11 protein-coding genes and 1 pseudogene are annotated in these 11926 nt (G+C 41.3%); 3 read left to right on the plus strand and 9 right to left on the minus strand.

What is annotated here, in order from left to right:
- Positions 1-154: 154 nt before the first annotated feature.
- On the plus strand, positions 155-604 hold the full coding sequence (locus ACLTD4_RS30310; RefSeq protein ID WP_055660449.1) for a GNAT family N-acetyltransferase: 450 nt from the start codon (positions 155-157) through the stop codon (positions 602-604).
- A 515-nt stretch (positions 605-1119) separates the two neighbouring features.
- On the opposite strand, the gene ACLTD4_RS30315 is transcribed toward ACLTD4_RS30310, so the two are convergent.
- The 6 genes from ACLTD4_RS30315 to ACLTD4_RS30340 form a co-directional block, all read right to left on the minus strand.
- Entirely contained in the window at positions 1120-1683 is a 564-nt protein-coding gene (locus ACLTD4_RS30315; RefSeq protein WP_055660451.1) for a 6-pyruvoyl trahydropterin synthase family protein, read from the minus strand.
- A gap of 672 nt (positions 1684-2355) precedes the next feature.
- Positions 2356-3330: a hypothetical protein gene (locus ACLTD4_RS30320; protein ID WP_055660452.1), complete on the minus strand. Its 975-nt coding sequence runs from the start codon at positions 3328-3330 to the stop codon at positions 2356-2358.
- Positions 3331-3575: 245 nt separating this feature from the next.
- Positions 3576-4742, minus strand: a complete 1167-nt coding sequence (locus ACLTD4_RS30325; RefSeq protein WP_117623580.1) for a MalY/PatB family protein — start codon at positions 4740-4742, stop codon at positions 3576-3578.
- A 16-nt stretch (positions 4743-4758) separates the two neighbouring features.
- Positions 4759-6180 (minus strand): APC family permease, encoded by a 1422-nt coding sequence (locus tag ACLTD4_RS30330; protein ID WP_117623579.1) that lies wholly within the window; start codon positions 6178-6180, stop codon positions 4759-4761.
- 287 nt (positions 6181-6467) lie between these two features.
- On the minus strand, positions 6468-6962 hold the full coding sequence (locus tag ACLTD4_RS30335) for a MarR family winged helix-turn-helix transcriptional regulator (RefSeq protein ID WP_055660457.1): 495 nt from the start codon (positions 6960-6962) through the stop codon (positions 6468-6470).
- 121 nt (positions 6963-7083) lie between these two features.
- Positions 7084-7671: a flavodoxin family protein gene (locus tag ACLTD4_RS30340; RefSeq protein WP_055660459.1), complete on the minus strand. Its 588-nt coding sequence runs from the start codon at positions 7669-7671 to the stop codon at positions 7084-7086.
- 227 nt (positions 7672-7898) lie between these two features.
- Here ACLTD4_RS30340 and ACLTD4_RS30345 point away from each other — a divergent pair, with 227 nt between their 5' ends.
- The gene (locus tag ACLTD4_RS30345) at positions 7899-8360 is read left to right on the plus strand and encodes a helix-turn-helix domain-containing protein (RefSeq protein WP_055661024.1); all 462 of its coding nucleotides are present in this window, start codon (positions 7899-7901) and stop codon (positions 8358-8360) included.
- 181 nt (positions 8361-8541) lie between these two features.
- Here ACLTD4_RS30345 and ACLTD4_RS30350 read toward each other — a convergent pair whose 3' ends face one another.
- Positions 8542-9312, minus strand: coding sequence for a DUF975 family protein (locus ACLTD4_RS30350; protein WP_029466561.1), 771 nt, complete (start codon positions 9310-9312; stop codon positions 8542-8544).
- 267 nt (positions 9313-9579) lie between these two features.
- A complete protein-coding gene (locus ACLTD4_RS30355; RefSeq protein WP_117623578.1) occupies positions 9580-9933 on the minus strand; it encodes a hypothetical protein in 354 nt (117 codons plus the stop codon).
- A 775-nt stretch (positions 9934-10708) separates the two neighbouring features.
- Between ACLTD4_RS30355 and ACLTD4_RS30360 the strand changes: the two genes are divergently transcribed.
- Complete coding sequence (locus ACLTD4_RS30360) at positions 10709-11452, plus strand: CD3324 family protein (protein ID WP_081034410.1); 744 nt, start codon at positions 10709-10711, stop codon at positions 11450-11452.
- A 127-nt stretch (positions 11453-11579) separates the two neighbouring features.
- Here the strand turns inward: ACLTD4_RS30360 and ACLTD4_RS30365 are convergent.
- Positions 11580-11926 (minus strand): annotated as a pseudogene (locus ACLTD4_RS30365) (hypothetical protein); the annotation flags it as partial.

Raw genomic sequence — 11926 nt, forward strand, 5'->3', positions numbered from 1 at the left:
AGAGCACACGGTTCATACCCGTGGTGTCGAGAGTTCAAATCTCCCTTCCGCTACTCTTTCAAGGCTCTGAAACCTGCATGTTTGCTAGTGTTTCGGGGCTTTTTTAGTTTTAAATTTTTGTATACAATTGTTTACGTTTGAGGGAGGAATTATTATGGAAATTATAAACTATTTTGATGTAGATGATAAAATATTTTGGAAAGAAGAAATTGGCAAAAGTGATTGGGGTGCTGGACAATACTTATATAGATTATTGAACAACAATCAATTACTGGATCTGTGTGGAAACTCAACAAAAGTTCTTATGCTTGTAGAAGGAAAAACACTTATTTCTTTTTGTACTTTAGCAGAACAGGATGATGTAAGGGATGCTTCATTAACTCCGTGGATTGGATTTGTATATACTTTTCCCGAATTTAGAGGGCATAGATATCTGGGAAAACTATTGGAGTATGCTAAAAATGTTGCAGCCAGTGAAGGGGCAACACATATATATATTTCTACAGATCATATGGGATTATATGAAAAGTATGGCTATTCTTTCTATAAACTCATGAAGGACGATGAGAACCAAGACTCTAGAGTATATAAAATAAATCTGTAAATGTTATTTGAGATCTGAAATGACAAGCGTGTGAAAAAATCTCTGTAAAAGCAGATCTTCTAAGATAATGCTAGAGCGGAAGGGCTATCTATGGTTTTCCGCTCTTGGCTTATATATATCGTACTTTTTCAGAATTTAGATATGTTTTAGATGTACTAAAAAATTTCTTTTCATTTGGGTATTGTTCTAGTGCGAACAACATTAAAGAAAATTGTTATACAAAGTTCTCCGTAAAATCATAGATCCTTCACTTAGTTCAGCATACTCTTCTTTAGTTATTTTCCCTGAGAGTTAATATTTTATTTGTTGCAGCAGTTGTTCTTCCATCGCTTCTCCTCCCTGATTTTATTTATATTATACAGGCTATTATTAAATAAAAATAGGGAATAGTTGAGTTTAGTACTCTTCTATTCCCTATTTTTTACGATATCCATCTTGAGTCAGTTATTAAATTTTTTCACGGCAATTTTTATTTCCGAATACTTGTTAAATTATTTCCGTTACACGTTCCCGTTCTATTTCCTGTAACCGCATTTCGGACAAACTCCATTTTCATCTAATGCAATACCACATAACGGACAACGATCCTTGGTCATTTGGGGGTTAAATTCCTCAGATGCCGCATTCACTCCGCTTGTAAAGGTTATTTTCACAATGTTTAATTTGTCCTTCAACAGATCATAAACAATTTTAATCATGCCCTCAACTGTCATGGTCTCTTTTGTCACAACTAAACGGCACTCCGGATACGCGGTTGCAAGTTCTGTCTTGAAAGCAGGGCCTTTCATGATATTGGTAGGAGCTCCGTCTTTAATGCCCTGGGCCTCATATACCCCCAGAAGAGCCGGAAGCAATGGGTCATCTTCGCGTAAAATCGTTGCATGGTCAAAGTTTTTCAAAACGTCCCATGCTGTTTTCTGAATCTCATTACAAGGGAATACCATGTTGACACCTGTATTAATGGTGTCCTCAACCTCCAGCGTCAATATGCCAGTGTGTCCATGCAGATACTGAGCTTCACCCTTAAAACCATAAAATCTGTGTGCATACTGTAAATCTAACTTCGTGATACTTCTCATATAAAACCTCCTTGTCATTTGTAATTACGCGTCTTTTAAATAACAATAACTAATACTATTATTAATTATAAACACTAAATTAAAATAAGTCAAGCATTATTAGTATATAATTGATTTTAAATTATTTTACTTGTTACTTTTCACGAAATAGGGAATAGGGTCCAATCCTGTAAACCACAGTGCCTGAGATAATTATTTAATTCATTTTCCTTTTTCCGTAATAAATAACGATCCGGCACTCACTTGCCTTGCTGAGATCGGTTCTGTCAAGGCTTTACAAAATACCGATGCCCTTGCAAAGTATTGAGGCATTGTCCTGAGTATGAACGCTTCTATCAAAAGAAATATGCTGAAACAAGAAACCATCAGCTTAAGCGAGCACTCGCGTTGACTTTCCGTAAATTTATACGTCTGCTCTATGGTCTGCTGGACAAGAGCCAACTCTACTCTTCGAAAAAAAGCAGGTAATCCCTATTGCATTTCTTGCTTGTGAAACTCGTTATAGGTCACAGTTTTATTAAAGTTACCCTTTATTACGGTATATCCTCAGTTTCAGATATCAATTTCATAAAATAAAGGAAATGCAGTATCGCCAGCCAAAAGCGATTCTGCACTTCCTTCTTCATAGTCTGTTATCTTCATAGTCTGTTCTATTACTTAAACCCGTAATCGTTACTCACTGTCACTCTTTGTCTGACTATAGTCTTCTGTCACACAAGTCATTCCGGTCTCTTCAAATCCACGGATTGTGGAATCCAGGCTCAAATGACCGCCACCGGTCGTAAGGCGGTCACTGATAATTCCCATATCAGCCAGGTCCTTGCTGCTGGCCGTATCCATATTAAAGCCAAGACGGATCAGCAGGTGTTCTTCATCCTTGACTTCTGCCTTTACAAATACACCGGGAAGTGCCTCAAAGGTATCCGCAAAGGCCGTTAAATACTCTTCCGTGAGTTCCTCCGGTTCGGCGTCTACCACGCTTTCTTCCAGCATCGCCTTGATCTCATCGCCACTGGAAACAATGTCGTACTGCTCTCCCTCGTCGGTGCATCTGGTCATGGACAGATTCATGTATTCGGAAAAACCGCCGCTGACAACGCTGAATAATTCCCCAGTTTGGGTACTGATCGTTTTTTTCTTATTAATAAGAGTAACGGTTACGACAAACTCTTCGTCGACTGCTTCCCCGCTTTTTAAGCCGGCCATCAGCCATGTGGGGACATCATAGAAGCTGTCGCCGCCATTTTTAACCTGCTCTGCAATCGCTTCGGCCATGCTGTCGGAAATGCCGGAAACAATGTTATTCGTCTGAATATGTACCTTCACATGGCCCCATTTTTCTTCCCCTTCCACGGCTTCGGCCGTATAAGTAAAATTCTTTGTCAATGCATACGCTTCCTGATACACTTTGTCCATTGCGGTCGCATTTTCTGCCGTTACCGCGGCAAGCATCGGATGAAATTTACTATCCTCATCAAGATACGGCTTCATGCTCTCATAATCTCCCTGCTGATATGCATTCAGCACCGTAGTTACCACATCCACATCCGAAATCTGTTTTTTTCCGCCTATGGCGCTGCATCCGCTGCCAAGCAGGCAGATCGCCGTAACGGCAGCCAGTATTGTTATTCTTTTCTTCATTCTCATCTGTATTCCTCCTGAATTAACTGAAATATTTGCCATACCTCTTCCCTCTTTCCTCTGAATTTAATTTTAGTAATCATATCATAGAAATCATTTTTCCGAATCCATTATGTAATGGATAGGCTCCGGAAATGTAATGAAACGTTTTTACAGAATATAATAAGCAGGACATTTCGATAAAATTAATTATCTACTCTTCCCTGCTTATTATATAAAAACACTCATTATTCTGCCTTACAATAATACACTCAGTCCTTGCTTAAAGCTTTTACAATACGGTCACAAGCCTCTTTTACATTTTCCCGGGAGGTTGCAATGTTCATTCGTGCGAAAGTATTACTATCGGTACTGCCAAACCAGCCACCAAAGTCCATGGCAATCTTACATTTGTTTTGGACAAGATCTACAACCTCTTCCTGCGTAGAACAAAATTCACCAAAATCAAGCCATGTCAAATAAGTACCTTCCAATTCACTAACCTTTACACCGGGGCACTCATCCTTAAATCTCTGTTTAAGGTATTCAAAATTATCATAGACGATATTCAGCATCTCCTTCAGCCATGGCTCACCTTCACGGAGTACTGCTTCTGTAGCAATGTGACCGAATCCATTTACATCATCCAGTGCCATTTTGCCAAGGAAAGAATTAAAGCTTTCCCTCATATTTTCATTCGGTATAATAATAAAGGAATTTTGTAATGCGGCCAGATTAAATGATTTACTGGCCGAAGCCATCGTAATCAGCATATCATCGTAGTCACCTACTGTGGCAGCCGCAATTTTCTTTCTTCCCAGCCTGGGATTAATGATATCCTGGTGAATTTCATCCGAAATTACGATCACACCATATTGTTTGCATATCTCTAAGATCCGCCTCAGCTCCTCTTCTGTCCAGACACGCCCTACTGGGTTGTGCGGATTGCACAGTATATACAGTTTCACATTATTATCTGCAATGTCCTTCTCAAAACGTTCAAAATCCATTTCATAGTATGTACCTGAACGTTTTAAGTCGCACTTAACAAGTTTTCTCTGCTCACTACTATTGATTGCGTTCATAAATGGATAATACACAGGAGTTGAAATCATCACGCTATCTCCCGGCTGCGTGAAAGTGCGCACTGACCAGTGAAGTGCCGGCACGATCCCCGGTGTGACACAGATCCACTCTTTTTTTATTTCATAACCATGTTGATCCTTTTCCCAATGTATCACTGCGTCGTAATAAGAATCCGGTGTTTTAAAATATCCAAGTGGAAGTTCCACGTATTTATGCAGTGCAGCTACCGCACAGGGTGGTGATGGAAAGTCCATATCTGCGATCCACATAGGCAGTAAATCATCCCTTCCAAATTCATCATTTAAACCATCCCATTTATACGAATAAGTACCTCTTCTGTTTACATACTCCATTTTAGTCCTTCCTTTCTCACATCATATTATTTTCTTTTTCAATTTCAATCATATAACCGTGCTTTTTGTTATAAGCTCCAAAAGCAAAGTAAGCAGGAATTCCAGTTAACGGAATCACCAAACCAACCAACGCTCCTGGGTCCATGATGAAGTTAGCCACAAGCATTGTTAATGCAAACATGCCAACCACAATTGGCAGTATCGGATACAAGGGAACTTTATAGGAACGCTCCAGTTCCGGTTTCTTTTTTCTGAGAACAATTACGCCTGCAATTACGAAAAGGAAATAGATCCAGCTGTTCAAAGTACATATATTGACCAGATCACGAACAGAGGCGGCAAAGCAATAGAATACCATCATTACAATTAAATAAATATCAGCGATAAATGGTTCATTCGTTTTTTTGCTAACCCTGCGGAAAACAGAAAACCAGCGATGGTCGCAGGCCATGGCGTAAATTTCACGAGGGTATATCAAAACACTGCTGTTAAATGAGCCTAAAACTGAGCAAACAATACAAACCGTTACTACTACTGCTGCTCCTTTTCCAAATATTGTCTTCATCACATCAAAAGTAATATTTTCTGAAGCAATAATATCCTTAACCGGTGCAACATGAAGAATAGCTAAATTGAACATTAAATAGATAATCGTGATACCCAGCAGGGTGGTTATCATAACGCGCGAAATATTCTTTTTGGGATTTTGAATTTCTCCCCCCATATGACAGATCGAATTCCAACCATCAAAACACCAAAGCACAGCCACGACAGAAAAGACTAAAGCCGTAAACACGGATCCCTCTCCGGTTGTATTTACAAATGCAATCGGATCTCCTGTATTACCGCCAAAAGCAAAACACGTCACGATAACTCCAAGAATCGCCGCTACTTTTATGTATAACAAAACCGTAGAAAGTGCGCTGCCTACCTTTGCGCCAAACATATTAACCACTCCAATAATCACTACGATTCCCGCAGCCACAATGGATACCTGCAAAGCACTAAAGCCGCCAAGCAGGGTTCCAATATACGTGGCTGCCACCAGTGCAATCGCCGTATTACCTGCCGGTATGCCTAGCAAAGCATCTGACCATCCCATAGTAAACGCCACCAACGGCCCCGTTTTTTTGTAAATGCGCGAAATATAGAGATATGTTCCACCTGATGCCGGCATGATGGTTCCAAGCTCTGCAAAACACATGGAAGCTCCGAGGCACAGCAAACCGCCAAGAACCCATGCCATGACCGTAATGGCCGTATTACCGTGAGAATAATCAAGTACATATGACAGCGTATAGAAAATTCCGGAACCGATTATCACCCCACCCATTACACCTACTGCGCGTCCAAAAGTAAGCTTACGTTCCAATCCCCCTTTGTCCTCAGACAATTCTTCAATCGTCTTTACTCCATTTCCTTCTTTTTGTTCGCTCATTCCTTCTCCTCCTGATAATAATTTTTTTAATATTATTTCGTTCTCACTCTTTTACCAAATTTGCTTGAATATCTCGAGCTATCCAAAGCACTCAGTAAGCCAGCGGGACGTTTTATCTTACATAAGCTACAGCCATCTTTCATCGGTTGTGACAGGTCAATCGAAAGCCGCTAAATATTTAAGCACCTTAATTATTAATCTATACTAATATTAACATACTTAATATATAGATACAATTAACATTCTGCACAAAAAAACCTGCGCATTTTGCGCAGGTTCAACAATTATCAGTCATCATCGCTATTTTCATTATATTCATAACTATCCGCTACATCTAATCGAAATGCCTCATTCAGGCATTTCTGAATTTTCCAAAAAGTCTCCAGCTCGTTTTCGGTAAAAACCTCCAATCTCTGAAAGGTGCGTTTATAACAGGACTGCTCAAAATCATCATGATCGCGAAATACCTGCCAGCCTGCCTCGGTAAGAAACAGATTATATTCCCTGTTGTTATGCTCATTACGAACCTGCTTTACCCAACCCTTTTGCCTCAGCTTACGGATAATCTGACTGTATGCACTTGGTGTCTTTCCATTCGCATTGGCGATCTCAGTAAGCGTAACCGATTTATGACGTCCTATATACTGAATCACTTTACTTTCCGCCTGATAGAGTACCACATCCCCGTAACGATGCGGCAGAGAATCATATTCAGCCATTAAATCGTAGCCATCATCCACAGCCTCCATTAATTTATGACATAAAGTCGTCCGTGTATTCATAGCTATATGATCCCCTTTCCATTGATACAACCTCGTAATGTATATAAATATATCATTTTTTTGCATTTTTTACAATATAATCCATGAAATCAACTGACCAGCAAAACATACCTAGCGGATCTTATTCATTGGCATATACCATTTTTCCAAACTCATATGCTTTCTTTAAATTATCTGTTTTGTCAATCTGAGGCTTTCCGTTCGTATCACCGCAGCCCCCGGCAAGCACCATCCCCCGATCTTTCATTCCTATATAATGAACTAACGTAAATCTATAATATGATACAACCTGTTCAAACGTCCAAAAAAAATGATCCGCAGAAGTGACTAGCAAAGCACAGTCTTTAACTGGATATCTTTCGTAACGGCCCAGGGGTGGATTGGCATCTTCTTCCGCAATACAATAAAAACGCTCTATAAATGCTTTTAACCGGGATGATATCGTCCAAAAATATAACGGCGAAGCAAATACGATTAAATCAGCAGACTTTATCTTAGGAACAATATCATTAAATGCATCTTTTTGTATGCAGGGCTTTCCATAACGGCAGGCATTGCATCCAATGCATCCCTTTATTTCGTTTTTCAACAGAGAGAGTATCTCAACTTTATGTCCTGCTTCTTCCGCCCCTCTTGTAAAGGCCTGAACCAGCTGTGCTGTATTTCCCTTTGGCCTTCCGCCTCCAACCACAATCAAAATATTCTTCATGATTTATTCCCCTTCTGTTTTATAATTTATACGCTGAGCACAGAAACCGCCCTTCACTAAATACATAGTAATATTTACCCGTATAAATGTCAAATACTACAGACAGTCCAATACGAATTGTACTCTGCTCTATTATGTACGAAAATAAATTCTCCTCATCCATCCATTCGACATTTATTTACATTTTTTTCCATTTCTGCTATAATCCATTATGGAGGGTTGTACAAATGGTAAACAATAAAATATTAATGTATATGAAGCTAAAGGATATTAATAAAACACAGTTATCCGCTTTAACAGGTATCCCAGCTACCACTCTTAATCGAATTATCAACGGAACTGTCATCAATGTAAAAACCGCTTATATGGAGACCATCGCGAAGGCACTGGGAACGACGATCTACAATCTATTTGATTTACCAGAACTGAACCAACCTCTCATTACTGCATTGAGACCCGAAGAAGCAGGAACCGTAGTCGAAAAGCTGTTATCCGAAGAAGAGTCGCTGCTGCTCTACTGGTTCCAAAACTCATCTCAGGATTCCCGCGCCTCGATCTTAATGAAGGCTAGAAATGAATATTACGTAACACAGAGGGAAATCAACGAAAAGCTGTCAGTCGGCAAACCTTTTGTGGCTGATACTGAGGATTACAATCAAATTGAATTCAATTTTAAGCATCCGAATTAGCCGGGTGCTTTTTATTTGCTGCATATCCCGAACCGCCAAAACTCGCCTGTCCAGCCTATGATGGCCTTAAAAAACTGTATGCTGTTATTCGGAGTATACAAAAAGGCGGGAAAGGTATTTTCTACCTTCCCGCCTCATGATAGACAGTATGGATCTGTCCTATTTCTCAATCACTGTTATATTATATTTCCCGGTAATACGCGTCGGCATATACATTCTGATCCGTCGGCTCCGAAGGCTGCGGTCCCATCACCTGATCCCGCAGAACCCAGTAAAGTTCCACAAATGTCATCTCATAGTACGGATTCACAAAGATACCGCCGATACAGCAAACCAGCATTCCCAGCAAATACCAGCCGATAAAGGACAATTCCAGCACAAATGTATCAAACTTATTGCCAGCCATCATCTCTTTGCTGAGCCGGAACGCCTCGTGCCATTCCATCTCCGGATTATCCGCCAGCAGATAGGGTATCATGTAATACTCATAGTGCTTATAGATACCGGGGATTACAAGCAAAAGCGTCCACAGACTTTCAAAAAGTCCCCTCAAAAACATGGTCTTCACAACATTCAGATAGTGGCCTCCGCCAAACGCGAAGAAAATACGTCCGACTCCGGCCGACTGCTGCATAATGGCGCTGTCCATAAAGTAGCGCAGCTTACCGACCGCTACGAGGTTGCTTACAAATATGCCGATCACAATGGCAATAGCCATTACAACGAGAATAACCCCTAAAACTATCAGAAAAATCGTCATGCTGTGCTCATCCCATACGCCGCTGCCCGAGTAGGAATTCCGGCTCGACCGGCTGCCTGCACTGATACTGCCGCCTCCGCCGGAGCTTCCCGCTCCCAGTATTCCCGCAATGAAACAAACCAGAACGCCGTACCAGTAAAACGGCTTCATATCCTGCTTTGCCCTGTCCTTTAACTCTGCTCTTGTCCACATACTCCATTCCTCCTCTGATCGCTGTCACTTTCTTCCAGATACCACTATCCTATCATACTTTTTAAGGAAATACCATTTCTGTTTCTTTACGATTCTCTGAACGGACTTCGACCGTTGCAGTTCACAGCCCCGTCGTCCTCTGCTTCCCGGTCGGCCCATGAGCCAGCCGGGGCCGACCGGGAAGCAGAGGACGACGGGCTGTGAACTGTAACCTTCGACCGCACATGGGGGACCATATGCTGGAAACTGCAAATCGCGCCCGATCGCTCAGGCAGAATACTCCCCATTGTACTCATCATATCCGGTAACCGCAGCAAAATCGATATGATACGGGAAGTAGACATTTCGGCATTGCGGCAGACTGTCCTCCAGAAAACAGAGGATATCCTCCGTCATATTTTTCGAAAAATACTTTTCATTTAACACTCCGCTCATAACAGCATCATCGCCGATATACTGTACAAGCAAAAAACCGTAACTCGGTTCTGCAATCACCAAATCATGGAGAGAACCGCCAAAGTCTTCATTTTTGCTGTCATAGAAACGGATCATACAAGAGCTTTCGGTCGGAAAAAATTCTGCGTCAAAAGAATGTCCGCAGCTCTCAAACGTCTTTTTCATTTGAGCCTCCTTATTCTGTAATTGATTGAACTCTTCTGGATTCTATTATAGCCTATACATGAGAATCAGCCAATCACAAATTGCCGTCTCTGCTTCCAGAGTCCGCAAACCATGAAGATTGCCCCAATGTCACGCTGCAATGGAAATATATTAGTCAATGCAACTGAAAGTTGCCCGGCTGGCGGGATACTGTAACAGATTATCTTTCATCCTTTGAGAATGCCCACTATATGTTTTTAGACTGCGGCCACTACGTTCACGACGATATGCCGGATGTGATCGCAGGAGAAAGTATAAATTTTATGAAATCTCTTACAAAATAAGGGGAATACACATTCAATATGACAGATATGTTAAAATCGTTTTAATCAGTTCGATACCTGTCTTATCCGGTAATATGCTGGAATAAAAGTGAACGGTGGGTCTCCGTATGTTTGGAGCTTATTTAAGCGAACATTTGGTGTCCTGTTGATTTTCCTTCAGAAGCAATTGAAAAAGCAGGCTTTTCTTTAATATGGACAAATATATACAGACGTTTATTTTATCTGAGAAATCCTGACTTACCTTCCAGCGGCTTATCCTGCCCTTTATGCATGCTGCTGATGCTCTAATGTACCTGTATTCCCCACCGCTACCATGCTGACGCACCGGTTCTTTTTGACAGCTGCATGCTGCCTCCCCTGCAAAACCATAGGTAAAAAACAACTATACAAATTCGTTCTATATCAAATACAGCAATATTCCGATAGAATACTCTTGAAAGGAGATGATAGAATTGAAATACGAAAACGGCAGAGATATCTTTCCCGAACGTCTATTAAAGCAAATACAGAAGTACGTATCCGGCAAGCTGGTCTATATTCCATCGAGTGACAAAAAACGTGCATGGGGCGAGACGTCGGGATATAAACAGTATCTCATAGAACGCAATCGTGACATCAAGTCAAAATTTAATGCGGGCGCCAGCGTTGAACAGTTAGCTGATGAATACTATCTTTCCTGTGAATCTATCAAGAAGATTATTTATTCCAAAAAGGAGGTATTCACTATGGAATACGAATGTACACTGTCGTCAGCCCAGAATTTCGCAAAGAATGACAAGCTTGAAGAGTGGGTTCATACCTATCTGTTATCCGACGGCCATAACAAAGATTTTTCAGACGGCTTAAAGCTTTACGACAGATATTTTCTTGGACCTGTCAAAATGCCATTATCGCTCTTGACCCGCTGCTGCGGCCCTGAAGAAAACATGAAATGGCGGATTAATGAGGAATGGTTTGAGAAGCATGTAAACGAACTTTCGGAGGTTCTTAAGAAAGAAACGGATATGCCCCCGTTAATCGTCCACTACCTGATCGAGAACGGCAAAACCGAGGGGGAATTCGAGTTAAATGACGGCAATCATCGACTGGAAGCCTATTCCCGCCTTGGAATCGAAGAATACTACGTAATTATCTGGATTACAGAGAAAAATGAGTATGACTTATTTCTGTCTGCATACTCCCAGTATTTTAAATGACACCAGGAAACATCTCATAAGCGAAAAAGCCAGGGAACAGCTGAGTACAATCACTCCCCTGTCCCCTGATCTTTTACCTTTTAAAGGCGGCAGTTTCAAAAACTCCTGCCGCCTTTCCGCCGGCTTCTCAGCCGCGCAGTGCTCCCTTTTCGTCCGTCTCCAGCGTAATCTTCCCGGTAGCCATTGCCCCGGTTTCATCAAAAAAGTATGCGCTGTTATCGACCACCTGAAGGCCTGTAACCATGGCATTGTCCTCGCCTAAATAATACCATTTCTCTTTACTCAGCACCCACTGGCTGCGGTAGGCGTACCCCGATTCATTGAACCAGTACCATTTACCGTCGATCTTTTCCCAGTCGTTTTTCGTGTAGCTTCCGTCGTCATGGCGGTACCAGCGGCCGTACACATCTTCGATCCAGCCTGTCTTTGCCTTTACCGTAACCCATGTTTTCATAAATTCAGCGGGGTCTTTGT

The sequence above is a fragment of the Hungatella sp. genome (assembly GCF_046966825.1).

What these genes read in the sequence shown, in the direction of transcription:
- ACLTD4_RS30310 (WP_055660449.1), top strand. Translation starts at nt 155, where the DNA reads ATGGAAATTATAAACTATTTTGATGTAGATGATAAAATATTTTGGAAA.
- ACLTD4_RS30315 (WP_055660451.1), bottom strand. Translation starts at nt 1,683, where the DNA reads ATGAGAAGTATCACGAAGTTAGATTTACAGTATGCACACAGATTTTAT.
- ACLTD4_RS30320 (WP_055660452.1), bottom strand. Translation starts at nt 3,330, where the DNA reads ATGAGAATGAAGAAAAGAATAACAATACTGGCTGCCGTTACGGCGATC.
- ACLTD4_RS30325 (WP_117623580.1), bottom strand. Translation starts at nt 4,742, where the DNA reads ATGGAGTATGTAAACAGAAGAGGTACTTATTCGTATAAATGGGATGGT.
- ACLTD4_RS30330 (WP_117623579.1), bottom strand. Translation starts at nt 6,180, where the DNA reads ATGAGCGAACAAAAAGAAGGAAATGGAGTAAAGACGATTGAAGAATTG.
- ACLTD4_RS30335 (WP_055660457.1), bottom strand. Translation starts at nt 6,962, where the DNA reads ATGAATACACGGACGACTTTATGTCATAAATTAATGGAGGCTGTGGAT.
- ACLTD4_RS30340 (WP_055660459.1), bottom strand. Translation starts at nt 7,671, where the DNA reads ATGAAGAATATTTTGATTGTGGTTGGAGGCGGAAGGCCAAAGGGAAAT.
- ACLTD4_RS30345 (WP_055661024.1), top strand. Translation starts at nt 7,899, where the DNA reads ATGGTAAACAATAAAATATTAATGTATATGAAGCTAAAGGATATTAAT.
- ACLTD4_RS30350 (WP_029466561.1), bottom strand. Translation starts at nt 9,312, where the DNA reads ATGTGGACAAGAGCAGAGTTAAAGGACAGGGCAAAGCAGGATATGAAG.
- ACLTD4_RS30355 (WP_117623578.1), bottom strand. Translation starts at nt 9,933, where the DNA reads ATGAAAAAGACGTTTGAGAGCTGCGGACATTCTTTTGACGCAGAATTT.